This window comes from Azonexus sp. IMCC34839 (assembly GCF_047047955.1).
Taxonomy (GTDB): Bacteria; Pseudomonadota; Gammaproteobacteria; order Burkholderiales; family Rhodocyclaceae; genus Azonexus.
Map to the genome: position 1 here is coordinate 1,637,641 of NZ_CP150631.1, position 25,623 is coordinate 1,663,263.

At 63.1% G+C, this 25,623-nt stretch carries 20 protein-coding genes; 6 read left to right on the plus strand and 14 right to left on the minus strand.

Annotated elements, in window-relative coordinates; genetic code table 11:
• On the plus strand, positions 1 to 216 hold the full coding sequence (locus WIF35_RS08070; protein WP_412481051.1) for a hypothetical protein: 216 nt from the start codon (positions 1 to 3) through the stop codon (positions 214 to 216).
• Positions 217 to 231: 15 nt separating this feature from the next.
• On the opposite strand, the gene aroG is transcribed toward WIF35_RS08070, so the two are convergent.
• Positions 232 to 1,311, minus strand: coding sequence for a 3-deoxy-7-phosphoheptulonate synthase AroG (gene aroG, locus WIF35_RS08075; protein ID WP_412481052.1), 1,080 nt, complete (start codon positions 1,309 to 1,311; stop codon positions 232 to 234).
• 50 nt (positions 1,312 to 1,361) lie between these two features.
• Here aroG and WIF35_RS08080 point away from each other — a divergent pair, with 50 nt between their 5' ends.
• Complete coding sequence (locus WIF35_RS08080) at positions 1,362 to 2,462, plus strand: PA0069 family radical SAM protein (RefSeq protein WP_412481053.1); 1,101 nt, start codon at positions 1,362 to 1,364, stop codon at positions 2,460 to 2,462.
• A 6-nt stretch (positions 2,463 to 2,468) separates the two neighbouring features.
• On the opposite strand, the gene WIF35_RS08085 is transcribed toward WIF35_RS08080, so the two are convergent.
• The 5 genes from WIF35_RS08085 to WIF35_RS08105 all read right to left on the minus strand — a co-directional run bounded on the left by WIF35_RS08085 (position 2,469) and on the right by WIF35_RS08105 (position 10,190).
• Complete coding sequence (locus tag WIF35_RS08085; RefSeq protein WP_412481054.1) at positions 2,469 to 3,251, minus strand: type IV pili methyl-accepting chemotaxis transducer N-terminal domain-containing protein; 783 nt, start codon at positions 3,249 to 3,251, stop codon at positions 2,469 to 2,471.
• 105 nt (positions 3,252 to 3,356) lie between these two features.
• A complete protein-coding gene (locus WIF35_RS08090; protein ID WP_412481055.1) occupies positions 3,357 to 3,974 on the minus strand; it encodes a c-type cytochrome in 618 nt (205 codons plus the stop codon).
• Between the two features lie 27 nt (positions 3,975 to 4,001).
• Positions 4,002 to 5,447, minus strand: a complete 1,446-nt coding sequence (gene tldD / locus WIF35_RS08095) for a metalloprotease TldD (protein WP_412481056.1) — start codon at positions 5,445 to 5,447, stop codon at positions 4,002 to 4,004.
• A 10-nt stretch (positions 5,448 to 5,457) separates the two neighbouring features.
• Positions 5,458 to 6,267, minus strand: a complete 810-nt coding sequence (locus WIF35_RS08100; RefSeq protein WP_412481057.1) for a carbon-nitrogen hydrolase family protein — start codon at positions 6,265 to 6,267, stop codon at positions 5,458 to 5,460.
• Entirely contained in the window at positions 6,264 to 10,190 is a 3,927-nt protein-coding gene (locus WIF35_RS08105) for a YhdP family protein (RefSeq protein WP_412481058.1), read from the minus strand. The genes WIF35_RS08100 and WIF35_RS08105 overlap by 4 nt, the downstream gene beginning before the upstream one ends.
• A gap of 102 nt (positions 10,191 to 10,292) precedes the next feature.
• Between WIF35_RS08105 and glnE the strand changes: the two genes are divergently transcribed.
• Entirely contained in the window at positions 10,293 to 12,989 is a 2,697-nt protein-coding gene (gene glnE / locus WIF35_RS08110; RefSeq protein WP_412481059.1) for a bifunctional [glutamate--ammonia ligase]-adenylyl-L-tyrosine phosphorylase/[glutamate--ammonia-ligase] adenylyltransferase, read from the plus strand.
• 95 nt (positions 12,990 to 13,084) lie between these two features.
• On the opposite strand, the gene mscL is transcribed toward glnE, so the two are convergent.
• Both mscL and WIF35_RS08120 read right to left on the minus strand, forming a co-directional pair.
• Positions 13,085 to 13,513, minus strand: a complete 429-nt coding sequence (gene mscL, locus WIF35_RS08115; RefSeq protein ID WP_412481060.1) for a large conductance mechanosensitive channel protein MscL — start codon at positions 13,511 to 13,513, stop codon at positions 13,085 to 13,087.
• A gap of 79 nt (positions 13,514 to 13,592) precedes the next feature.
• The gene (locus WIF35_RS08120; protein ID WP_412481061.1) at positions 13,593 to 14,762 is read right to left on the minus strand and encodes a pyridoxal phosphate-dependent aminotransferase; all 1,170 of its coding nucleotides are present in this window, start codon (positions 14,760 to 14,762) and stop codon (positions 13,593 to 13,595) included.
• A 131-nt stretch (positions 14,763 to 14,893) separates the two neighbouring features.
• On the opposite strand from WIF35_RS08120, the gene mtnA reads away from it, so the two are divergent.
• Genes mtnA through dmeF form a run of 3 tightly spaced genes read left to right on the plus strand, consistent with a single transcriptional unit; the run spans position 14,894 to position 17,563 of the window.
• Positions 14,894 to 15,982 (plus strand): S-methyl-5-thioribose-1-phosphate isomerase, encoded by a 1,089-nt coding sequence (gene mtnA / locus WIF35_RS08125; RefSeq protein ID WP_412481062.1) that lies wholly within the window; start codon positions 14,894 to 14,896, stop codon positions 15,980 to 15,982.
• The gene (locus WIF35_RS08130; protein ID WP_412481063.1) at positions 15,975 to 16,604 is read left to right on the plus strand and encodes a class II aldolase/adducin family protein; all 630 of its coding nucleotides are present in this window, start codon (positions 15,975 to 15,977) and stop codon (positions 16,602 to 16,604) included. The genes mtnA and WIF35_RS08130 overlap by 8 nt, the downstream gene beginning before the upstream one ends.
• Positions 16,601 to 17,563, plus strand: coding sequence for a CDF family Co(II)/Ni(II) efflux transporter DmeF (gene dmeF, locus WIF35_RS08135; protein ID WP_412481064.1), 963 nt, complete (start codon positions 16,601 to 16,603; stop codon positions 17,561 to 17,563). The genes WIF35_RS08130 and dmeF overlap by 4 nt, the downstream gene beginning before the upstream one ends.
• A 4-nt stretch (positions 17,564 to 17,567) precedes the next feature.
• Here dmeF and WIF35_RS08140 read toward each other — a convergent pair whose 3' ends face one another.
• From WIF35_RS08140 to WIF35_RS08165, 6 genes are all read right to left on the minus strand, one after another.
• A complete protein-coding gene (locus WIF35_RS08140; RefSeq protein WP_412481065.1) occupies positions 17,568 to 18,311 on the minus strand; it encodes a flagellar brake protein in 744 nt (247 codons plus the stop codon).
• Positions 18,308 to 19,162, minus strand: a complete 855-nt coding sequence (locus WIF35_RS08145; RefSeq protein ID WP_412481066.1) for an NAD(P)-dependent oxidoreductase — start codon at positions 19,160 to 19,162, stop codon at positions 18,308 to 18,310. The genes WIF35_RS08140 and WIF35_RS08145 overlap by 4 nt, the downstream gene beginning before the upstream one ends.
• Positions 19,159 to 20,034 carry an NAD(P)-dependent oxidoreductase gene (locus WIF35_RS08150; protein WP_412481067.1) on the minus strand — a complete coding sequence of 292 codons (876 nt, stop codon included), beginning with the start codon at positions 20,032 to 20,034 and terminating at the stop codon, positions 19,159 to 19,161. Before WIF35_RS08150 ends, WIF35_RS08145 begins: the two co-directional genes overlap by 4 nt.
• Before the next feature lie 82 nt (positions 20,035 to 20,116).
• Positions 20,117 to 22,033 carry a putative bifunctional diguanylate cyclase/phosphodiesterase gene (locus WIF35_RS08155; protein ID WP_412481068.1) on the minus strand — a complete coding sequence of 639 codons (1,917 nt, stop codon included), beginning with the start codon at positions 22,031 to 22,033 and terminating at the stop codon, positions 20,117 to 20,119.
• A gap of 161 nt (positions 22,034 to 22,194) precedes the next feature.
• Positions 22,195 to 22,422 (minus strand): DUF2892 domain-containing protein, encoded by a 228-nt coding sequence (locus tag WIF35_RS08160; RefSeq protein WP_412481069.1) that lies wholly within the window; start codon positions 22,420 to 22,422, stop codon positions 22,195 to 22,197.
• The gene (locus tag WIF35_RS08165; protein WP_412481070.1) at positions 22,419 to 25,622 is read right to left on the minus strand and encodes an efflux RND transporter permease subunit; all 3,204 of its coding nucleotides are present in this window, start codon (positions 25,620 to 25,622) and stop codon (positions 22,419 to 22,421) included. The genes WIF35_RS08160 and WIF35_RS08165 overlap by 4 nt, the downstream gene beginning before the upstream one ends.
• Position 25,623: the final 1 nt, after the last annotated feature.

Genomic DNA, 25,623 nt, shown 5'->3' on the forward strand with positions numbered 1-25,623 from the left:
GTGTATCGCGTAGTCACCCAATATCGTGATCAAGGCAGTTCGCGGCCGGTCAAGGAGTACGGCCCTTGGCACGACTCACGCCCGAACGCCGAACACTGGGCCGAAGTCCTGCGCGGCATGGGTTACGTGGTCGAAATCCAAAGCCAAGGCAGCGGCGCCATGGCCGAACAGGACGACAATCACATGCTGGCTGCCGCCCTGGCCAACATGGCCTGAGCGGCATTCGGCAGATTACTCGGCTGCTTCGGCCACGCGGCGGGCACGTACCGCCTCAGCCAATTTGTCCAACACCTTCAGGCTGTCATCCCAGTTGATGCAGGCATCGGTGATGCTCTGACCGTAGGTCAGTTCCTTTTCCGGCGACAGATCCTGACGACCTTCGACCAGGTGAGACTCGACCATGACGCCGACGATGCGCTCCTCGCCGGCAGCGATCTGCGCGGCCACGCTGTCGCAGACTTCCATCTGTAGCTTGTACTGCTTGCGACTGTTGCCGTGCGAGAAATCGACCATCAGGCGAGCCGCCAGGCCGGCCTGGGCGATTTCCTTGCTGGCCGCCTCGATGCTCGCCGCATCGTAATTCGGCTCCTTGCCGCCGCGCAGGATGACGTGGCAGTCTTCGTTGCCCATGGTCGACACGATGGCGGTATGGCCGTTCTTGGTCACCGACAGGAAGTGGTGCGGCGAATTGGCGGCACGGATGGCGTCCACTGCGATGCGCATATTACCGTCGGTACCGTTCTTGAAGCCGACCGGGCAGGACAGGCCGGAAGCCAACTCGCGATGCACCTGCGACTCGGTCGTACGCGCACCGATGGCGCCCCAGGCGATCAAATCAGCCGTGTATTGGGGCGTGATAGTGTCGAGGAACTCGGTGGCGCATGGCAGATCCATCTCGTTGATCTCGAGCAGGATGCGACGGGCCAGACGCAAGCCTTCGTTGATGCGGAAAGTGTTGTCCAGACGCGGATCGTTGATCAGCCCCTTCCAGCCAACCGTCGTTCGCGGCTTCTCGAAATAGACGCGCATGACGACGATCAGGTCTTCGGCGTACTTCTCAGCCTCCTTGGCCAGCTTCTTGGCGTACTCCATCGCCGCTTCGTAGTCGTGGATCGAGCATGGGCCGATCACGACCAGCAAGCGGTCGTCCGCACCGTGCAGCACGCGGTGAATGGCCTGGCGGGCGGTATAGGTGGTCTGGGCGGCGCGATTCGACACCGGATACTCGCGGAAAACATGGGCGGGGGGAACCAGTTCCTTGATTTCCCGGATGCGAACGTCGTCGGTATTCGGTTTCGTTTGCGGCGTCATGACGGACCTATTCAAAATTTGCTGAAAACCCGGCATTCTACCGGATGAATATGGACAACTTCGACACCGATCCACCGTCAAATATGACGTTGCCGACCATCAAGGGGCGCGGCACGGTGGAGAATGTGCCGCACCGCTACAGCACGGAGTTGCGCGAGCCGGTCGACGACGGCTGGCAGCCGATGACGCCGGGCAAACCACAGACCCATCTGCTGATCGACAGCTCAAAGAGCATCCTCAGCCACAACGACTCCCCCGACCTGCCCTTCGAGCAATCGCTGAATCCCTATCGCGGCTGCGAACATGGTTGCGTTTATTGCTACGCCCGCCCGACGCACGCCTGGCTCGGGCTATCGCCCGGACTCGATTTCGAAACAAAAATCTTTGCCAAGCCGGATGCCGTTCGCCTGCTACGCGAAGCCCTGAGCAAGCCCGGCTATCGCTGCTCGCCGATCGCGCTGGGCACCGCGACCGACGCCTACCAACCGTTCGAGCGCAGCGAACGTCTGACCCGCAGCGTTCTCGAGCTTCTCCTGGAACTGAAGCATCCGGTCACCGTCGTCACCAAATCGGCGCTGATCGAGCGCGACGCCGATCTCTGGCAGGCGCTTGCCGCACAGCGGCTGGCCCACGTCGCCATTTCGCTGACCACGCTGAACGGCGAACTGGCGCGCCAACTCGAACCGCGGGCCAGCGCCCCGCATGCCCGCCTGCGCGCGATGCGCACGCTGGCCGCAGCGGGCGTTCCGGTCGCGGCCTTCGTCTCGCCGCTGATTCCTGGACTCAACGACCACGAACTGGAGAAATTGCTCGCTGCCGCGCATGAGCACGGGGCAACGACAGCGAGCTATACGCTACTGCGCCTGCCGCATGAAGTCGCCGGTCTGTTCACAGACTGGCTGGATCGCCATGCCCCGGAAAAAGCCGCCCGCGTCATGTCGGTGCTCTACGACCTACGCGGCCAGCGCATCAACGATGCCAATTTCGGTAGCCGGATGAAAGGCATCGGCCATTACGCCGACCTGATCCGCCAACGCTTTGCCCTGGCCTGCCGGCGCCTTGGCCTTGACGAGGCGTGGCCGGTACTCGAGACCGGCAGCTTCCTGGCGCCACCGGCCCCAAACGCCAGCCCACAGCTCAGTCTGTTCTGAACACAATTACTTGGTCAGTTTCTCGTACTGGCCGACGACGCTTTCCATTTCCTCAAGTATCCGCTCACTGGTCGTCGCTACCGCCAGTTGCGGCCGCTTGTCGGCACCGCTTCTCTGAGCCAGCGCATTCTCGAAGAAGAACCACTGCTGCTTGACCAGATCCAGGCTGTCCTTGATCTGCGGCGTATTGCTTGGCGAAGCAACCAGCTCTTGCAGCGCATCGTTGAAATCCTTACGCGCCTTTTCCAATCCAGTAGCACTCTTGTCGTCCTGGATACCCCAGGCGGTCGCCTGGTAGAACTTGGCCATGCGCTGGGACAACATGCGCTGGCGACCGGAGATATTAACCAGATGCCCCGCCGTCGTTCCGGAGTGTTTTTCAAGCTGGACCGTACCCTGCTGGGCCAAGGCCAACACCTCTTCGGAGATAGCCAGCACTTTGCGACCGTTATCGGGAGTTGCAGAGGCGCCGATCAGCAAGTCCTTGTAGCCCAGCCAGGCCTTTTCCAACTTCAGGTAGGTTTCCTTGATCTCGGGCGTCGGCGCATAGTTCTTCAATTCGACGAGCTGCCGGTCGAACAAGGCAACCGAGGCGTCGAGAACCTTCTGACTACGCTCGACATCGACCTGCTGACCGATCTGGAAATAGGCCTTGGCCATGCGCTGCGACAGCATGCGTTCGCGACCGGCCTTATTGATGGCCGAATTGATATCCTTGATTTGCGCCCAAGCATCAGCGCCAGTAAAAACGAGAACGAGCGGGAACAAAAAGCCCAGTAGGGACTTCATGAGGCCTCCGGAAATTCATTTGTCAAGGCGACAACATACGGGCTTCCCTTGTCGGGAAACCATGATATGTATCAACAATGTTTCTGGACTGTACGTACTACCTAGTTAAGGCAGCTGCGTCAGATAGTTGGCGATAGCCGCAACGTCTTCGTTTTTCAATCCGGCAGTCGCGATGGTCATCAGCTGATTGTTGCGCACGCCGGTGTTGTCGCGATAACGGACGATAGAAGTCTGCAGATAGGACGAACGTTGCCCCGCAAGGCGCGCGATGGCCTCGTTGCCGCGCGCCTGGTCACCATGACAACGGACGCAAAGCTTGGTGAAAAGTTCCTTGCCGCGGGCCACTTGGGCCGGATCAGCCTTGCCCGGAGGCACCGGTATGCTTGCGTAATACGCCGCGATCTGCAAGCGTTCCTCGTCCTTGAGGACCTTGATCAGACCTTGCATGAACTGATCCTTGCGCTCTCCTGCGCCGAACTTGCGTATCTGCTCGAGCAGGTACGCAGCATTCTGCCCCGCCAGGTTCGGCACCTCAGCCATTTTGCTAACGCCGTCCTCACCGTGACAGTTGGCACAGAAGAAAGAAGCTTTCTTGCCTGCCTCTACCGCCGCCTTCAGCGCCGCCGGGTCGCCCTGTACAGCCTTTAATCGCTCCTGAAGATCAGGTTGCGCAATCGCCGAGGAACAAACCAACAGACCCGCCAACAGGCTTAGTAGACGCATGCCCACCTCCGTCATAATGTCTAGACATTATGCCGTACCGCCGACGATCAGTCCATCGATGCGCAGCGTTGGCTGACCGACGCCGACCGGCACGCTCTGGCCATCCTTGCCACAAGTGCCGACGCCGGGGTCGAGTTTAAGGTCGTTACCGATCATCGAAACACGCGTCATGGCCTCCGGCCCGTTGCCGATCAGCGTCGCCCCCTTGATCGGGCGCGTCACCTTGCCGTCTTCGATCAGATAGGCCTCGCTCATCGAGAACACGAATTTGCCGCTGGTGATGTCGACCTGGCCGCCGCCGAAATTGGCCGCGTAGATGCCTTTCTTGACCGAGCCAATGATCTCCTGCGGATCGTGCTCGCCGGCCAGCATCATGGTATTGGTCATGCGCGGCAGCGGCAGGTGGGCGAAGGATTCGCGGCGGCCGTTGCCGGTCGGGGCGACACCCATCAGGCGGGCATTCAGGCTGTCCTGCATGTAACCCTTGAGAATGCCGTCCTCGATCAGCACGGTACGCTGGGTCGGGTTGCCCTCATCGTCAATGGTCAGCGAGCCGCGGCGGTCGGCGATGGTGCCGTCGTCGATCACGGTGACGCCCTTGGCGGCGACGCGCTGGCCGACGCGACCTGAGAAGGTCGAGCTGCCCTTGCGGTTGAAATCGCCTTCCAGCCCATGACCGACCGCCTCGTGCAGCAGAATGCCGGGCCAACCGGCACCCAACACCACTGTCATCTCACCGGCGGGCGCCGGTTCGGCATGCAGATTGACCGTGGCCTGATGCACGGCCTCCTTGGCGTAACGCTGCAACACTTCGTCGTCGAAATAGCCGAAATCGAAACGACCGCCGCCACCCGAGGCCCCTTGTTCGCGCTTGCCGTTCTCCTCGACGATGACCGAGATGGAGCAGCGCACCAGCGGGCGTACATCGGCCGCCAGACGACCGTCAGAGCCGGCAACGAGGATCACCTCGTACTCGCCGGCCAGCGAGGCCATGACCTGTACGACGCGCGGATCGATGGCGCGGGCAAAACCCTCCAGACGCTCCAGCAATTTGACCTTGGCCTCGGCCGGCAGCGAGGCCAGCGGATCGTTCGGCAGGTAGAGCGGTGTTGCTGCGGTGTACGGGCGCAAAGTGGGCAAAATGCCGGTCTGCCCGGCGGCGGCAATGGCGCGCACGGCCTGGGCGGCATCGGTGAGCGCCGCCGCGCTGATATCGTCGGAATAGGCAAAGGCTGTCTTTTCGCCGGAAATCGCCCGCACACCGACGCCCTGGTCGATGTTGAAGCTGCCCGATTTGACGATGCCTTCGTCCAGGCTCCACGCCTCGGAGCGCGAGTACTGGAAGTAGAGATCGGCGTAATCGACCTGGTGTGTCAGGATCTGGCCGAAGGTGCGCGACAGGTCCGACTCGCCGAGCGAGAACGGCGTCAGCAGCAGAGATTCGGCTTGTGCCAGGAGATTGGCTTGGGTCATGCGGACTTCCTCAAAGTTTGCGGTGAGCGAGCGCCGGCAGGCTCTCGCGAATTTCTGCGATGCGTTGGTGGTCGAGATCGGCAATGACGACGCCCGGACCCTTCATCTTGCGATCCAGGACTTCGCCCCATGGATCGACGATCATGCTGTTGCCGTGCGTCTGGCGACCGTTTTCATGCGTACCGCCCTGTCCGACCGCCAGCAGGTAGCATTGGTTCTCGATGGCGCGGGCGCGCAGCAGGATTTCCCAGTGCGCCCGACCGGTGGTGTCGGTGAAAGCGGCCGGCATCAGGATCAGATCGACCGGCCCGAGCGAACGATAGAGCTCGGGAAAGCGCAGGTCGTAGCAAATCGACAGGGCAATGCGACCATAAGGCGTATCAACGGCGACCGGCGTGTCGCCAGGCTCGATGAAAGCCGACTCGTTGTACGACTCTGCGCCCTTCTTGAAACCGAAGAGGTGAATCTTGTCGTAACGCGCGACGCAATCACCGCCGTGATTGAAGACGAGGCAGCTGTTGCGCATCAGGTGCGGCTGCGAGGCCGAGAGCGGAATCGAGCCGGCGACGATCCACACTTCGTGGCGCGCCGCCGTGGCGGCCAGCCAGTCCTGCACCGGGCCGTTGCCATAGGGCTCACGGGCGCGCACGCGGTCGGCATCGGCCGCGCCGATGATGGGAAAGTACTCGGGCAAAACGACCAGTTGCGCCCCTTGATCGACAGCATCCTCGATCAGCCGACCGGCCGTTTCCAGGTTCTCGTCCACGCGCGGGCCAGACACCATCTGGATCGCGGCAATGCGGCAATTCTGCTTGCTCATTCCTTCTTTTCCTCTTCGACCACCGCCTCCGGAACAGCCTGCTCCGCTGGCTCGGCCTTCTCATCCTTGCCCGTTTTGTCGATCTGCGGATCGCCCCAGGTGCCGGTCACATGATAGCGGTAGCTGAACAACCGGTTCAGCGGTTTCTGCAACACCGTATTGGCCACCAGCGCAGCAGCGCCTGCCACCGGGTTGAGCATCACCGCTCCGACACCGACCGCCGCCAGGCCGCCGAGTTCCGGACGAACCACAACATTGAGGTCCTGCGTCTCGCGCTCCAGATTGGTTTCGCCCTGAATTTCGATCTGCGCCGCCGGACCATAAATACGCAGCGGGTCGACCGTGCGCATGACGCCGCTGCGTATCAGCAGCTTGCCGTCGATACTGTCGAAAGCCAGACCCTCACTGAAAATATCGCGAAAATCCAGGGTCAGGCGACGCGGCAGGGACTGCAGCGAAATCAGCCCAAGCAATTTGCCGACGCCCGGCTCCAGCTTGTTGAACTGCCCCTTGGCCGCCTCAACGGTCATCTGGCCGCTCAGCGAGGGGTAATCGATGCCGGTCAACGGTCCGAACCATTGCAGATCGCCCTTCAGCGTCGCCGTACCGCGGCGCACCGCATTGGCGTAACCGAGACGGTCCAGCAGCTTGCCGATATCGTGGGCATTCAGCTCGAAATCGAGACGGGTCCGGTGACGCCCGGTATTGACCCACGTCCCCTTGCCGGTCAGCGAGCCGTCCGGATTGGCCAGGTTCAGGCGATCAAGCTGCCAGGCGCCCTTGTCGTTGCGGGCCTTCAGTTCCAGCTTGCCGAGCGCCTTGTCACCGACACGCAGGTCATCCACGCTCAGGTTCATGCCGGGTAGCGAATTGACCAGCGACGACGAACCATTACCACCTGTGGTTTCACTCGCCGGCCGCACATAAAGACGCCTCAGGTTGCCTTCGACCCAGCCGTCACCGGTACCACGCCAGAAGATGTCACCCGCTGCTTCCCTGGTATTCAGGGCAATTTGCCAGCCCCCGTCGCGCGGCCGCAGACCAACCTCGACCTGGCTATAGTCGCGGCCAAGCAGGTGCAATTGTGGCGTGCGCAGAGAAACCAAGGCCAGATCGAGGCCACCGCCAGCGGCATCACTACCGTTGCCATTGCCGTTCTCGGGCAGGAAATTACGCCAGGCATCGGCGTCGATGCGCGGCGTCCACACGCGGATAGCCAGCCCCTTTTCCGGTAGGCGCGGTTCGGCATCGCCGACGGCGAACACGCCACGCTCCCAATTCTCGCCGCGGCGAATGACCAGCCCCTGCGCCACCTTGCCCAGCGTAATACGGTACTGCTCGCGCTGTGCGTCCGGTTGCGTACGTTCGATGCGCAAGGCCAGCGGCGTCGTCGCGGACTTGTTCAGCGGATCGGGCAAGGGCGAACTGACGCCGAGCAGGTTCGACTCCACCACCACGTCGGCATTGCGCTTGCGCACCGCTACGTCCGCCTTCCAGGTCGAACTGCCGGCCAGGTGATTGATCAGCGGCCAGCCAAAGTGCTTGCTCACTTCCGCCATTTGCGCCGTGCCGGAAGCCTGCACCGCCACCTTGTCGCCGACGCTGCGGACCAGCACCTTGACGGGCCCACCGAAGGCACGCCCGGTCAGATCGGGCGCATCGACGCTCTTTTCGGTAATCGCCAAGCGGCCGTTCACCTGCGTGATCGGCGGCAAACCGGCCAGCGGTTGCAGCTGGTTGTTCTGGAAATGGTAAGTGCCGCGCACCTTGGTATCCAGTGCATGGCGCAGTGGAATGTCGAGTTCGAGATCGAGGCGTCCGTTGCCGCTCGCCTTCATGTCGTCGGTGAAACGGTCGATGGCTTGAGCCACCGGGCTCTGGCTGACGAAACGCAGGAACTCGCCGGTTGGCCCCTGAGCGAGACCGCGCACCAGCAGCATTTCCTCGTTCGACTCGAAATCCGGAATCTCCACCGTCACCCCGGAAAGGTTGGCGCCGAAGATCGCCCCCTTGCGTGCGGAAATCTTCATGCCGATACCGAAACTCATATCGGCGTCGATACCGTCGATGGCCGGCCAGCCGGGTGCGTAGTCGATCTTGGCGCTGTTCGCCTTGGCCGTGACCAGGAACTTGCCGGTCGCCGGATCGCGGAAGGGAAAGTCCTTCAGGTTACCCTTCAGGACCAGCCGGCCCTCGGAGGCCTTGCCGGCAACGATGCCGCGCTTCAGCCAGTTGCGTGCGTCGACATTGACCACGCGCGGCATGTAACGCCACACGGCCGTACCATCGGCCTTGTCGATGGTCGCCACCAGATCGATTTCACCCGGACCGTCGCCGGTGAAACGGTAGCTGCCGCGCGCCGAACCGGTCGCATCCTTGCCGCTGAAATCGAGCTTTTCCAGTTTGACGTCGGTCGCGCCCTTGTCGTTCTTCCAGCTCACCTTGGCCTTCAAGCGCTCGAAGCCGATGTCCGGCTCGGGGAAAACCGCCGGCAAGGACAGGTGCGACACGGCCGAATCGAGCACCAGATCGCCCGCCTTCTCATTGACGTCGATATTGCCTGACAAACCGCCGGCGCCGGGGAAGTAGCCATCGGCCTCGACGCCGAGTTCGCTGAACCCCGCGGCCAGGCTGTAGCGGCTCAACACCTCGCCCTGCTGCGTCCAGCTCGTGCGTAATTCGGAAATGCGCCCCTGCGGCCGGTATTTGTCGAGCAGCTGACGGCTGTTGTCGTCGAGCGGCAAATAGGCCGCCAGCTTGGCCAGGGCACCGAGGTCTACGAAATTTGCCCTAGCATTGCCGTGCACCGCAGCAGTCTTCGGATTTTCCCGCCACTCCAGCTGGAAATCGCTCGGCGCCACGCGCAAACCGTCACGCGTCTGCAATTCGACCTTCTTGCCGAGCACGGCCCATTCGTTGGCCTTGTAGCGCCCTTCGACACGGCCACGCAGGCTGGCCAGATCGAGTTCCGGCAGCTTGCGGCCGAAACGGATGCGTAGCTCCTCGAGCGCCACGTCGGCCGTCACCTTGCCCTCGCCGTCGTCAAGGTCGCCCCAGACGCGCACCGCGCCACGGCCTTGCGGCAGATGCACCGGATAATCCACCCAGGCGCGCCAGCCGGCCAGGTCGGCGTAATCCAGCTCGACGAAAATCTTGCCGGACAGGCTGTCCAGCGCCTGGCCGATATCGCCGCGTACTTCGCCACGCAGGTCGATACGCGCCGCCAGCTCGGCCGGTGGCGCCGCGGAAAGGCCGAAGCGATGGCGGCTGCCCCAGTTGTCGAGGCCGAACTGCAGATCTTCGAGCACCAGCGGCGGCGCATTGCGCTGCCGGTCGTCCCAGACGATGGTGGCGTCGCGGATGCGAATCTTCTTCTGCTCCAGCACCCACTCGGCAAAAGCCGGGTCGCTCTCGCCCTCGGTTTCCATGCCGGCGACGGAAATCTTGCCGTTGACGTCACGCCTCACCTGCAATACCGGCCCGTCGATGGCCAGCAGGCCAAGGGTCGGGCGCAAGCGCCACAGCGTATCCCACGACAACACGGCTTCGACGCGGGTCAGCGCGAAGGCCGGCAATCCATGCTTGTCGGCGACGCTGACGCCGTCGAGCACCAGGTCGGGGTTCAAGCCACGCCAGCGTGCATCGATACGGTCGATCCGGATCTGCTGGCCGACCGCCTTGGTCGCCGCCGCCTCGATCTCGTCCTTGTAATCGGCCACCTTGGGCAGCACAGCGAAGCGCAGCGCCAGGATCAGCGCGACGAACAACAGCCAGCCGACGAAGGCCGCCCAGCCGAGCAGGCGCAGCAAACGCCCGACGCCGGGACGTGCCAGCACCGGCCACAGCCAGTGCATGCGGTGGTAAAGGGCGGAACGCACCTGTTGTTGCGTATTGTCGGCAGAAAAGCGGTCGGGGCCGGTCACTTCGCCAACCGTCTTTGCCAGGAAAGGTCGTAGATCACTACAATCGAATATTGAACAAAAACGGCATTTTATCCTTTTCGGCGGTTTCGCCGCCCGTACATCATGGACACCACCCTAGATCCCCGCTGGCAGGGCGCTTTGGCCCACAGCCGTTATATCGCCAATCTGCTGCAGGCGCGCCCCGAATTGATTGCCGAGCTGGCCGCCACCTGGCAGCAGCCGCTTTCCGAAGACCTGCTACGCGCCCCCCTCAATCGCCAATTCGCCGACGACGACGCGGTCAAATCGGCGCTGCGTCGCCTGCGCCAGCGCGCCATGGCGCACATCACGCTGCGCGACCTGTGCGGCCTGGCGCCGCTGGCCGAAGTGGTCGAGAGCATGACCCTGCTCGCCGACGTCACCACCAATTTCGCCCTTGAGTACTACCACCGGCAGCTCGCCGCCACCTACGGCGAGCCACTCGACAAGGCCGGCCGGCCGACGCGCCTGCTGGTGATCGGCATGGGCAAACTGGGCGGCCGCGAGCTGAACGTTTCCTCCGACGTCGATTACATCTTCGTCTATCCCGAAGAAGGCGACACCGCCGGGCCGAAATCGATCGAGAACTTCGATTTCTTCAACCGCCTCGGCAAGAAGGTCATCCAGGCGCTCGGCGACATCACCGGCGACGGCCAGGTCTTCCGCGTCGACATGCGCCTGCGTCCGAATGGCGACTCCGGCCCGCTGGTCTGCTCGCTCGACTCGCTGGAAAACTATTTCATCACGCAGGGCCGCGAGTGGGAGCGCTACGCCTGGATCAAGGGCCGCACCATGAATGCTGGCGACAGCCTGCAACCGGAATGGGTTGCCGCCATGCAGCGCATCGCCCGTCCCTTCGTCTTCCGCAAATACCTCGATTTCGGCGCCATCAACGCCATGCGCGACCTGCATGCGCAGATTCGCCGCGAAGTCGCGCGCAAGGACATGGCCGACCACGTCAAGCTCGGCCCCGGCGGCATCCGCGAAATCGAATTCATCGCCCAGGTCTTCCAGCTCATCCGCGGCGGCCGCGATCCGGCGCTGCAGATTCGCCCGACGCTGTCGGTCCTCAAGCTGCTCGTTGACCGCCAGTTGCTCCCGGCCGAAACCGAAGTCGAGCTGCGCGAGGCCTACGTCTTCCTGCGCCGCCTCGAACACCGCCTGCAATACGTCGCCGATGCGCAGACCCATATGCTGCCCGAGGGCGAGGCCGAGCGCGCCGTGATCGCCACTAGCATGGGTTTCGCCACCTGGGCGGAAATGTTGGCCGTTCTCGACGTGCACCGCAGCAAGGTCAGCCACCACTTCGAAGCCGTCTTCTCCGACCCTGAGGCCGGTGAGCACCCGCTGACCGGCCTGTGGCTCGGCCAGCTCGATGAAGATACCGCCATCGAAGCCTTCGGTAACCTCGGCTTCCGTCATCCCAAGGACGCCATCGCCCGCCTGGCCGATCTGCGCGCCTCCGCCCGCTACCTGCAACTCCCCTCGAGCAACCGCAGCCGGCTCGACGCCGTCGCCCCACGCCTGGTCGAAGCCGCCGGCGCCACGCACGATCCCGACATCACGCTCGCCCGCGGTCTCGAATTCCTAGAAGGCATCGCCCGCCGCGGCTCCTACCTCGCCCTGCTGCAGCAATACCCGATGGCCCTGAGGCGGGTTGCCGACATGATCTGCGCCTCGAGCTGGGCCTCGGCCTACCTGAACCGCCACCCGCTACTCCTCGACGAACTGCTCGACCCGCGCCTCTACGAGATCGCCACCGACTGGGCCGGCTTCCGCCAAAACCTGCGCCTCAATCTCGAACAGCACGCCGGCGACACCGAGCGCGAAATGGACATCCTGCGCGAGATGCACCACGCCCAGGTTTTCCGCCTGCTCGCCCAGGACCTGGCCGGCCTGCAAACCATCGAACACCTGTCCGACCACCTGACCGAGCTGGCCGACACCATCGTCCAGGAAACCCTGCCGCTGGTCTGGTCCAAGATCAAGAACCGCCACCGCGACGATCCCAAGTTCGCCGTCATCGGCTACGGCAAGATGGGCGGCAAGGAACTCGGTTATGCCTCCGACCTCGACCTCGTCTACCTCTACGAAGACGACGACCAGGACGCTCAGGAAAACTACACCCGCCTCGGCCAGCGCCTCGGCACCTGGCTATCCAGCCAGACCCCGGCCGGCATCCTGTTCGAAACCGACCTGCGCCTGCGCCCGAACGGCGACTCCGGCCTGCTCGCCGTCACCGTCGACGGCTTCCGCGAGTACCAGCTGAACAACGCCTGGACCTGGGAACACCAGGCCCTGACCCGCGCCCGCTTCTGCGCCGGCGACCCGGCCGTCGGCAAACGCTTCGAAGAAATCCGCACCGAAATCCTGCGCCTGCCGCGCGACCTCGCCAAACTCAAGGAAGAAGTCGTCGCCATGCGCCAGAAGATGTACGACGCCCACGCCCAGAAGAGCGCCGAGCACTTCGGCCTCAAGCACGACCCGGGCGGCATCATCGACGTCGAATTCATCGTGCAATACCTGATCCTCGGCTACGCCCACCAGCACGCGGAGCTGACCGGCAACCTCGGCAACATCGCCCTGCTGCGCATCGCCGGCGAACTCGGCCTGATCGACCCGACCCAGGCCAAAGCCGCCGGCAACGCCTATCGCGAATACCGCCGGCTGCAACACGCCAAACGCCTGTCAGCCAACCCGAAAGCTCCGGTGCCACGCGAAGAGGTGGAACAGCACATTGCTGCGGTGCACGGGCTCTGGGAGGCGGTTTTCAACTCATAAAGACTCACTGCTGCGGTGCACTAGCCAAAATCGGCAAAAACCAAAGCAACAAAAAAGCCGCCCACGGGCGGCTTTTTCATGGGCGTTTGAACCCCTTATTTCTTCAGCGAATCGCGAATCTCGCGCAGCAGCGTGATGTCTTCCGGGGTCGGCGGCGGTTCGGCCGGAGCCGGGGCTTCTTCGGTTTTGCGCAGGCGGTTCATCTGCTTGACCATCATGAAGATGATGAAGGCCAGGATGATGAAGTTGACCAGGATGGTCAGGAAGGAGCCGTAGGCGAAGACGGCGATGCCGGCTTTCTTGAGATCGGCCAGCGTGGTCAGGTTGTTCGGGTTGTCGCCGAGCACGACGAAGAGGTTGGAGAAGTCGAGCTTGCCAACGACGCGGCTGACCAGCGGCATGATCAGGTCGCCGACGATGGAGTCGACGATCTTGCCGAAGGCGCCGCCGATGATGACACCGACCGCCAGGTCCATCGCGTTGCCCTTGACGGCAAATTCCTTGAATTCCTGCAGCATGCTCATGGTTTTTCCTCGTTGGAGAGTTATTGATGGGCCGATTATTCGTGCCGCTGGATTACAGCGTCAAGTCATTATTCATACTTTAACCAAGCTTCACAAAAGCCTTGCGCAAGCGCTCGGCCGCTGCCTGCAGGGTTTCCTCCTTCTTGGCGAAGCAAAAGCGCACCACCTTGTCGTCGCGCCCGTCGGCATAGAACACCGACACCGGGATCACGGCGACGCCGACTTCGCGCGTCATCCATTGGGCGAATTCGGTATCCGGCAGGTCCGAGATGGCGTCGTAGCGGGCGAGCTGGAAATAGGTGCCGCGACAGGGCAGCAGTTCGAAGGGCGTGTCAGCCAGCAGGCGACGGAAGGCATCGCGCTTTTCCTGGTAGAAGGCAGCCAGCCCGAGGTGACGCGAGGCGTCCTGCATGTAGTCGGCCAGCGCCAGTTGCGACGGGGCGTGCACGGTGAACACGTTGAACTGGTGCACCTTGCGGAACTCGGCCATCAGCGCGGCCGGGCCGACGATGTAGCCGATCTTCCAGCCGGTGATGTGGTAGGTCTTGCCGAAGCTGGAGAGCACCAGGCTGCGTGCCGCGAGTTCCGGGTGGCCGCACAGGCTGGCGTGTTGCTCGCCGTCGAACAGGATGTGTTCGTACACCTCGTCGGACAGGATCACGATGTCGGTACCGCGCACCAACTCGGCCAACCTGTCGAGATCGGCGCGGGTGAGCAGGCTGCCGGTCGGATTGTGCGGCGAATTGACGATGATCATCCGCGTCTTCGGGCTGATCAGCCGTGCCACCTGCGCCCAATCCGGCTTGTAGTCAGGGAATTGCAGCTGGGCATAGACCGCCTTGCCGCCAACCGTTTCAATGGCCGGCACGTAGGAGTCGTAGACCGGCTCGAAGACCAACACCTCGTCGCCCGGCCGAACGAAGGCGGCAATGGCGGTGAAGATGGCCTGGGTGGCGCCGGCGGTGACGGTGACTTCGGATTCGACATCGAAGCGCGGCCCGTAGAGCGCCGCGACCTTGTCGACGACGGCCTGGCGCAATTCGGGCAGACCGGTCATCGGCGCATACTGGTTGCGCCCGGCCAGCATGTAGCGATGCATGGCGTCGAACAAGGCCGGCTCGGCCTGGAAATCGGGAAAGCCCTGCGACAGGTTGACCGCGCCGCACTCGGCGGCGAGGCGGGACATGACCGTGAAGATGGTCGTCCCCATGTTCGGGAAGCGGGAATCGATGCGAACGCTGGTTTCCATAGGCTGCTGCGGTGCACTGGCAATAAAGAATTAAAAATCATGGGGCAAAGCAGCGCGACAAACAAGCCGGGAATACCCCTTGCTGCCGGCAAGCGCCCCCGGCCGGTCGTTCTCCCGGTAAACTCCGGGCCATGAACATCGACGGCATTCCCACTCGCACCCTGCGCGCTCATCCCGATCAGCGCGCCATCGACATCATCGACCAGACCCGCCTGCCGCACGCGCTGCACTGGGTTCGCGTCGCCACGCTGGAAGAGGCGGCGCACGCCATCCGCGCCATGCTGGTACGCGGCGCGCCGCTGATCGGCGCCACGGCGGCCTACGGTCTGGCCATCGCCCTCGATTTCGAGGCCTCCGACACCCGCCTGGCCGAAGCGGTCGCCGTTCTTGGCGCTACGCGGCCGACGGCGGTCAATCTGCACTGGGCGCTAGCCCGCATGGAAAAGGTGCTGCGACCGCTACCGGCCGAGGCGCGCTGCGCTGCCGCCTGGCGCGAGGCCGAGGCCATCGCCGAGGAAGACGTGGCGCAGAACGCCGCCATCGGCCAGCACGGGCTGGATGCCTGGAAGCACCTGATCGTCGCCGACGGCCAGACGCTGAACGTGATGACCCACTGCAACGCCGGCTGGCTGGCCACCGTCGACCACGGCACCGCGCTGTCGCCAATCTACGCCGCGCACGATGCCGGCATTCCGGTGCATGTCTGGGTCTCCGAAACCCGGCCGCGCAACCAGGGCCTGCTCACCGCTTGGGAACTGGAACACCACGGCGTGCCGCACACACTGATCGCCGATAACGCGGCCGGCCTGTTGATGCGCAGTGGTAAGGTCGACGCGGTGATCGTCGGGGCCGACCGCATTGCTGCCAACGGCGATGTCGCCAACAAGATCGGCACCTACCTGAAGGCGCTGGCCTGCGCCGACAACGGCATTCCCTTTTTCGTCGCTGCGCCGCGCTCGACCATCGACTTCGCCTGCGCCGAGGGCGCCGACATTCCGATCGAGGAACGCGATGGCGACGAGTTCCGCCTCGTGCACGGCCTCGACCAGCACGCCCAGCCGTCGGCGCTGCGCCAGTTGCCGGCCGGTGAGGATGTCGCCAACCCGGCTTTCGACGTGACGCCGAACTGGCTGGTCAAGGCCATCATCACAGAACGCGGCGTCTGCGCCGCCAGCCGCGAGGGGCTACTCGGGCTCTACCCGGAAGAAGCCCATGGCTGACCGGCGCGCCGAACTGATTGCCACCGCCCGCGCCATGCAGCCGGCCGGGCTGAACAAGGGCACCTCGGGCAACGTCAGCGTGCGCGACGGCGACGGTTTCCTGATCACGCCGACCGGCATGGCCTACGAGGCGCTGACGGCGGACGACATTCCACACATGGCGCTCGACGGTTCGCACGTCGGCGCCCGCAAGCCCTCATCGGAGTGGCGCTTTCACCGCGACCTCTATGCCAGCCGGCCGGAAGTCGGCGCCGTACTGCACGCACATTCGCCCTTCGCCGTCAGCCTGGCCTGCCTGCGCCGCGACATTCCGCCCTTTCATTACATGATCGCCCGCTTCGGCGGCGACACCGTTCGTTGCGCCGACTACGCCATTTTTGGCTCGGAAGCACTGTCCACCGCAGCAATGGCCGCCATGGCCGAGCGCAAGGGCTGCCTGCTGGCCAACCACGGCCTGCTCGTCGCCGGGCGCGACCTGGCCGAAGCCTTGGCGCTGGCCGTCGAACTGGAAGAGCTGTGCGAGCAATACTGGCGTGCCTGCCAGCTTGGCGAACCGGTCTTGTTGAACGCGGTCGAAATGGCCGAAGTCCTCGAAAAATTCAAAGGCTACGGGCAGCAATGAGCACGACGCACGACCTGACGCGCTGGGCGCACAAGCACGAATACGGCACAGGCAACGCCTCTGCCGAGCGCGGCACGCGGCTGGTCATGTGGATCACCGTCGTCACCATGGCAGTCGAAATCGTCGCCGGCTGGTGGTTCAACTCGATGGCGGTGCTGGCCGACGGCTGGCACATGAGCTCGCACGCCCTGGCCATCGGCCTCTCCGCCTTCGCCTACAGTGCGGCGCGCAAATATGCACGTGACCCGAGCTTTGCCTTCGGCACCTGGAAAATCGAGGTACTCGCCGGTTACACCAGTGCCATCTTCCTGCTCGGCGTGGCCGGCGCCATGGCCTTCGGCTCCATTGAGCGCCTGTGGTCGCCGCAAACCATCCACTACGGCGAAGCCATGCTGGTCGCCGTGCTCGGCCTGCTGGTCAACCTTGGCTGCGCGCTGATCCTCGGCAATGCCCACGATCATGGACACGACCATGGTCATCACCACCACGAGCATGGTCACAGCCATGAGCATCATCACGACCTCAATCTGAAAGCGGCCTACATCCACGTCATCACCGACGCGCTGACCTCGGTGCTGGCCATCCTGGCGCTGGCCGGCGGCTGGTTGTGGGGCTGGGATTGGCTGGACCCGGCGATGGGCTTGGTCGGTGCCGCGCTGGTCGGCCTGTGGGCGAAGAACCTGATTTTGCAGACCGGCCGCGTATTGCTCGACCGCGAGATGGACCACCCGGTAGTCGAGGAAATCCGAGAAGTCATTGCCGGGCTACCAGCGGCCGGCCAGACGCAACTGACCGATTTGCACGTCTGGCGCGTCGGCAACGGCGCCTACGCCTGCGCCCTGTCGCTACTGACGCACGACGCCGAACTGACGCCCTTGCAGATTCGCCAGGCGCTCGCCATCCACGAAGAAATCGTGCATGTAACGAGCGAAATCCACCTGTGCGACGAATGCCGCTGAGCGTTTAAATCAGTTCGTGCCGCTCGCGCTCGACCTTGGCGATGTAGCGCTGGATGCGGTTTTCGTCGCCATTCGATAGGTCGTTGAACTGCAGACCGATGCGAACCATCCTCTGCCCGGTCCGGCTTTCATATTCGTGATAGTTGCGAACGGTGGCGCTGAAGAACAGGTCCTTGGGATCACCCGGCAAGGTGAAATGACAGTTGGGCATCGTGACGCCGAGATCGACGCCCTCCGGCAACTCCGGCGCATCGACACCAATACCGCCCACGGAAATATCGTGCACCTGCAACTTGAGCAACACCCCATTCGGCGCGCGGGCGAAAAGCACAAGCGGATTGACCCGAGGCGTTTCGATACGAAAATGCTCGCGCCGCTGCAGACGGATGATGAATTCCGGCAAAGCGACGGCAAAAGCCTTCCCCCCCTCGAAAGTCGTTTCCGCAGCCTTTCCGGTTGAGAAGTGCACGGGCACCCCACCCGGATGACCGCCAAACGTCACCTTGTCGCTCAGGACGATACGACGGTTACTTTCCGCACTGCCGCTGCAATCGAACACCAGACGTCCTTTATCCGCCTGCACTTCGAGCAGTGTCGTCAGGAACATGTCCTCGCCATGGTTGAAGTGCACCGAGAAAGCTTCACGTGTCTTGGCATAGCCCGCCAACAAAAAAGCCACTGGCTTGGCACCGCTGACGCGGAAGCGCTCATCGATTTCCGCATCAGTCATCTGGTAATTCTGGGTCATAACAGTTCAAGCACACGTAACAGCGAGGACGTATCGTCGCGCCCCCACCCCTGAGCCATCAGGGCATTCAATTGTTGGTCCACCACAGCCGTCAACGGCAACGGAACACCGCTCTGCCGCGCCGCTGCGAGCACCAGGCCATAATCCTTATGATGCAAACGCGCTTCGATGCCGGCGGAAAAGTCTCGCTGCACCATGCGTTCGCCCATTACATCGAGCACTCTTGAGCCGGCTGAACCACCGGAAAGCGCAGATTTTACCTTGGCACAATCGACTCCGGCAGCTTTTGCCAGACGCATCGCTTCCGCGGCCGCCTGAATCGCCGCCACCATGATCATCTGATTGCAGGCCTTGGCCACCTGGCCGGCCCCATTCGGGCCGATATGGACGATGCGTTTGCCCAGACAATCGAGCAATGGACGTACTTTTTCCAGCACCTCGGCTTGGCCGCCGACCATGATGGCCAGCGTCGCATCGATCGCCCCCTGCCCTCCGCCGGACACCGGCGCATCGAGCATGTGGATGCCTTTTTCTCCCAACCGAGTGGCGATGTGGCGCGCCGCGTCCGGCGCGATGGTCGAGCAATCGACCAGCACAGAACCCGCCGCCATCCCCTCGATCAGACCATCCTTACCGAGCGCGACGCCCTCGACGTCCGCACTCGACGTAATGATGGTGAACACGACTTCGCACTGACGCCCCAACTCTGCCGGCGTCGCACAAACGACCGCATCGAGTCCGGTCACACTGTCCGGGCGACGTGCCCAGACGAACAACTCGTGCCCGGCCTTGCGCAAATGCTGCGCCATCGGGCGCCCCATCACGCCCAGGCCGATGAAACCGACCTTCATGCCTGCCCCGACAACTTTTCCAGCAACTTGAGCACGGCGATGGAATCTTCCTCGCCCAACCCCGAGCCGACCATGGCGTTGAACATTTGCGCCGTCGCCGCCGAACCGGGCAGGCAGAGGCCGAGTTCATGCGCCGTCTGCATCACGATATTCAGATCCTTTTCATGCATCCAGCTTTTGAAACCGGGCTTGAAATTGCGGTCGAGCATGCGTTGACCATGGTTTTCCAGAATCTTGGAGTAGGCAAAGCCGCCGAGCAGGGCTTCGCGCACCTTGGCACCATCAACGCCGTTCTTGCTGGCGAAGGCGAGCGCCTCGGCCACGGCCAACACGCCCATGCCGGTGACGATCTGGTTGGCAGCCTTGGTCACTTGGCCGGCCCCGGAAGCCCCCACATGCACGATGTTCTTGCCCATGCACTCGAAGGCCGGCAAGGCCTTGGCGAAAGCCTCCGAAGTGCCGCCCGCCATGATCGACAGCGTACCGGCAATGGCCCCGACCTCACCGCCCGATACCGGCGCATCGATGAAGGCGACACCAGCCGCAGCCAACTCCTCGCCGATCTGCTTGGCCGCCGCTGGGGCAATGGTACTCATATCCACCGCAACCAGCCCTTGGCTTGCCCCGCGCACAGCACCTTGGGCACCGAGCATCACTTCGCGCACATCGGGCGCGTCGGCCACCATGGAGATGAGCACCTCGACCTGGCGCGCCACATCGGCCGGGCTGTCGGCACCTTGAGCCCCTGCTGCCAACAGCGGCTGCATCGATTCGGCACGGCGGGCCCAGACCGTTACCTGATGGCCACCTTTGAGCAGATTGAGGGCCATAGGACGCCCCATGATGCCCAGACCGAGAAAACCAATTTTCATGCGTAACTCCTGATGGCGAATCGCATAATCTTATCAGTGGATTGTGAAGTCCCGGCGGCTTGGCTGAGTGTGCGGAATGCCGTCAATCCTGGGGCGGGAATACCAGCTCTGCGCTCACCGGACGGCGGAACAGGAATCCCTGGCCGCGATCGCATTCGAGTATGCGCAGATAGTCTGCCTGTGCCTCGTTCTCGATGCCTTCGGCCACCAGTTCGAGGCCCAGCGAACGACCGAGCGCCACGATGGATGAAACCAGTGCCGCCGCATCCGGATCCTTCTCGATATCGGCCACGAAAGCGCGATCGATCTTCAGTCGATTGATCGGGAACTGACGCAGGTAAGAGAGCGAGGAATAGCCGGTACCGAAATCGTCGATCGCCAGGCGAACTCCCATCGCCTTCAGCTCGTAGAACATGGCAACCGCTTCGTCGACCCCGTGCATCACGGTGCTCTCGGTGATTTCCAGTTCAAGACGCTGTGCCGGTAAGCCCGTTTCGTCTAGGGCTGCACGCACGGTCTGGGCAAAGTCCGGCTGGCGGAACTGCTGCGGCGAGATATTCACCGCGATTTCGCCGATATCCCGCCCCTCGTCTAGCCAGATCTTGGCTTGGCGGCAAGCGTTGCGTAGTACCCATTGGCCGAGCGGCAAGATCAGCCCGCACTCTTCGGCCACCGAAACGAACTCGGTCGGGCCGACCAATCCGCGCTGCGGGTGCTGCCAACGGATCAGCGCCTCGACACCGAGCATCTTGCCGGTCAGTAGATTGAACTGCGGTTGGTAATGCAGCACCAGCTGGTTGCCGGCCAGTGCCTGCCACAACTCGCTCTCCAGCCGCAGGCGCTGATTGACTTCGGCGCCCATGCGATCGGCGAAGAACTGATAACCGTTGCGCCCTGCGGCCTTGGCGGCATACATCGCCGTATCGGCATTGCGAATCAGGGTCTGAGCATCGGCGCCGTCGTTCGGGAAGCAGCTGATGCCAAGCGATGGCGAGACATGCAGGCAACGCTCGGCAATTTCGCACGGCTCGGCGATGGCCGCGGATACCTGGCGTACCAAGGCCAAAACCTCCTCGCCGCTACGTGCCGGCTCGAGGACGACGGCGAACTCGTCGCCGCCCAGGCGGAACAGATGCGCCTGTTCCGGCAATAGCGCCTGAATACGCTCGGCGACCAGAGCCAACAGGCGGTCGCCGGCATGATGCCCAAGGGAGTCGTTGATGGTCTTGAAATCGTCGAGGTCGATGATCATCAGCGCCAGGCGCTCGGCGGTACCGCCGGCCAGGGCGATGGCCGCATCGAGGTGATCCTCGAGGGCCAAGCGATTGGGCAGGCCGGTCAAGGGATCGTGCTGGACGAGAAACTCGATGCGCGCTTCCTGTGCCTTCTGCCCTGCGATATCGGTGAACACTGCCACGAAGTGGGAGGTGTTCTCAGCGGGATAGTCGACGGCCCGGATGCGGCATGATTTCGGGAAGAGTTCGCCGGTTTTGCGCCGCCCCCACAGCTCGCCAACCCAGGTTCCATTCACTGCGGCAGCATGCCAGCCGGCATCGTAGGCCTCGAAGCCATGCGTCGGCGACGCAAGAAGATTAGGCAACTGACCGATGACATCCTCGGCCGCATAACCGGTAATGCGCTCGAAAGCGGGATTGACGGCGAGGATGCGCCGTTCGCTGTCGACCACCATCATCGCTTCGGAGGTCTGCTCGATGATGCGGCGTTGCAGTTCAATCTGCACCGCGTTCTGGCGGATGATGCGCCACAGGTGTGCGTAGCCGGCAAAAACCAGCAAGGGTACGAGTAGACCGACAACGACAAGCAGCATTAGCCACGCCGACACGCCGGTGCCGCCCGAAGCACCGAACAGATCGGAGGCGCCGGCCCCGGAGGACGAACTGCGCGACCAGATCTCAAGCGCGGCCAGCCCCCAGAACAAGCCGGCGACGACCACTGCGAGCAATAAAGGTTTTCGGCCTTCCAGCGCCGAGTTATGCATTGGGAATCCTGCTAACCATAGTTGAATTATGGGCAGGAGTGTAACTGACGCCAGGCAATGTTTCAGCAAAAATCCGTCACCCCGGGCAAAAAATTTGCTTTTATTACATGGGGTTAATTTGCACTTTTAACAAAGCAGGCAAATCACCTATGGCTTTTGGTTTAGCCGCAGCAAGAACCGCCGTTGCTACGCTTGACGCCGAGCTTGGCCAGCAGCTTTTCCGGTGGGCAGAAGCCGGTGAAACCGCTTTGCAGCAGATTGAAGCCGACGAAGGCGGTGAAAGCCAGGAACCATTCCGAAACAAAGATCGGACTGCCGTGCCAGCCGAGGGAAAGCGAGAGCAGGACGAAGAAGCCGGCCATGATGCGGATGATGCGTTCGATGGTCATTGATGTTCCTTTCTGAAAGCGGAGAAGTACAGCACCGGGATGACGACCAGCGTGAGCAGGGTCGACACCAGGATGCCGAAGATCAGGCTGAGCGCCAGACCGTTGAAGATGGGGTCGTCGAGGATGAACAGCGCGCCGAGCATGGCGGCCAGCGCGGTCAGCGCGATGGGCTTGGCGCGTACGGCGGCGGACTGGATCACCGCGTCGTGGAAGTTCATGCCGGCGGCGACCTGTTGCTTGATGAAATCGACCAGCAGAATCGAGTTGCGCACGATGATGCCGGCCAGCGCAATCATGCCGATCATCGAGGTGGCGGTGAATTGCGAGCCGAACAAGGCATGGCCGGGCATGACGCCAATGATGGTCAGCGGGATCGGGGCCATGATGATCAATGGCACCAAGTAGCTACCGAAGTGGGCCACGACCAGCAGATAGATCAGGATCAGGCCGACGGCGTAGGCCAGGCCCATGTCGCGGAAGGTTTCGTAGGTCACCTGCCATTCGCCGTCCCATTTCAGGCTGTAGCCGGCGTAAGGGTCGGACGGCTGGCGGATGAACCATTCGCCCAGCGTACCGCCTTCCTTCAAGGCCATGCCGTTGATCTTGCTGCGCACGTCGAACATGCCGTAGAGCGGCGAATCGAGCTTGCCGCCCATGTCGCCGACCACATACACCACCGGCAGCAGATCCTTGTGGTAAATCGCCTTCTCACGGGGCGCTTCGCGCACTTCGACCAGTTCCGACACCGGCACCAGTTGCCCATCACGCGAACGAACGCGCAGCTTCAGCAAGGCGTCGAGCGAAGATTGTTTCTCGGCCGGCAGGCTGATGCGCACCGGTATCTCGAACTTCGATTCGGTATTGCGTGCCGGCGTCACGTCCAGCCCGGACAGGCCGATGCCCACCGCCTCGACGATGTCGCTCTGCGCCACGCCGAGCTGCGCCGCCTTGCTCTGCAAGACGTGCAGCACGAATTTGCGCGAATCGGCCTCAATGTAATCGTCCACCGCAACCAGGTCCTTCGTCTGCTCGAAGGCGGCGCGCACCTGCTTGCCCACCGCCATCTGGCCGGCCATATCCGGGCCATAGATTTCAGCAACGATGGGCGACATGACCGGCGGGCCGGGCGGCACTTCGACCACCTTGGCGACGCCGCCGTTGGCCTTGCCGATGGCTTCGATGCGATCGCGCACCGAAACGGCGATCTCGTGGCTCTGCTTCGCACGGTGATGCTTGTCGGCCAGATTGACCTGGATGTCACCCTTTTCCGGCGCGGCACGCAAGTAATACTGGCGAACCAGGCCGTTGAAATTGATCGGGCTGGCCGTCCCGGCATAGGCCTGGTAATTCACCACCTCCGGCACTTGCGCCAGCTCGGCGCCGATTTCGTGCAGCACGCGCGCCGTGTCCTCGACCGGCGTACCGACCGGCATGTCGAGCACGACCTGGAATTCGCTCTTGTTGTCGAAGGGCAGCATCTTGAGCACGACGAGCTGAAAGTAGGCGAGCGACACCGAGCCGAGGATCAGCACGACCACGGCAATGGCCAGCTTGACGCGGGCTGCGCCGCCAGTCAGCGGATCAAGGAAGGGCGTCAGCAGCTTGCGGAAGGTGGTGTCGAGTTTGGCGTCCAGCTTCGACGGCTGATGCTCGCCATGCGCCCCGCCGTGCGATTTCATCAGCCGCGCCGCCAGCCACGGCGTGACAACGAAAGCGACCGCCAGCGAAATCGCCATGCCCATCGACGAATTGATCGGAATCGGGCTCATGTACGGCCCCATCAGGCCCGTGACGAAGGCCATCGGCAACAAGGCGGCAATGACGGTGAGCGTCGCCAGAATGGTCGGGCCACCCACTTCATCGACCGCCCCGGGAATGATTTCAAACAGTCCCTTCTCCGGATGCAGCCCCTGCCAGCGGTGGATATTCTCGACCACCACGATGGCGTCATCGACCAGGATACCGATGGAGAAGATCAGCGCGAACAGCGACACGCGATTGAGCGTGAAGCCCCAGGCCCAGGAGGCGAACAGCGTGGCGGCCAGGGTCAGCGTGACGGCGACGCCGACGATGAGCGCTTCGCGGCGACCGAGCGCGAAGAAGACCAGCGCGACGACGAAGGCGGTGGCAAAGATCAGCTTGCCGATCAGCTTCTGCGCCTTTTCGGTCGCCGTTTCGCCGTAGTTGCGCGTCACGGTGACTTCGACGCCCTCCGGGATCACGGTGTTTTTCAGGCTTTCGATGCGGTGCACCGCAGCAGTGGCGATGTCGGCCGCGTTAACGCCCGGCTGCTTGGAGAGCTGCAGCGTCACCGCCGGGAATTCGCCCTCCTTGCCGCCCATCCAGGCGTAGCGTTTGGGCTGATCCGGGCCATCTTCCACCTTGGCGACGTCGGCCAGGAAGACCGGCTTGCGATCGCGCACAGCGACCACCAGGCCCTTCACATCGCCGGCCGATTCGAGGTAAGTACCCGTTTGCACCAGGATTTCACGATTGCCGGCGGTCAGGCTACCGGAAGATTGCAGCGAATTCGACACCTTCAAGGCATTGGCGATTTCCTGCGGCGTCACGCCGTAGGCATTCATGCGCTCGGGGTCGATCAGCACGCGGATGGCGTGATCCGGGCCGCCCAGCGTGGACACATCGCGCGTGCCCTTGATGCGCTTCAGTTCGATCTCGACGGCGCGTGCCACCTGCTGCAGGTCGTAGGCCGAACGTTCCGGGTCCTTGGTCCAGAAGGTCAGCGAGACGATGGGCACATCGTCGATGCCGCGCGGCTTGATGACCGGGTCCATCACGCCGAGGTTGGGCGGCAGCCAGTCGCGGTGCGACATCACCGTGTCGTGCAGGCGCAGCACGGCATCGTTGTATTTGACGCCGACGTCGAACTGCACGGTGATCACCGCCATGCCGGGGCGCGACATGGAATAGACATGCTCGACGCCATGCATGCGCGACAGCACCTGCTCGCCCGGCCGCGCCACGAGGTTTTCCACATCCTTGGCCGAAGCGCCGGGAAAAGCGACCAGCACGTCGGCCATGGTCACGTCGATCTGCGGCTCTTCCTCGCGCGGCGTCACCAGCGTGGCGAAGACGCCCATCAGAAAGGCGACCAGCGCCAGCAAGGGCGTCATCCGCGAATTCTGAAAGGCCGCGGCGATGCGGCCAGAGATGCCCAGCGTTCCCTCTTGGCGGCTCATC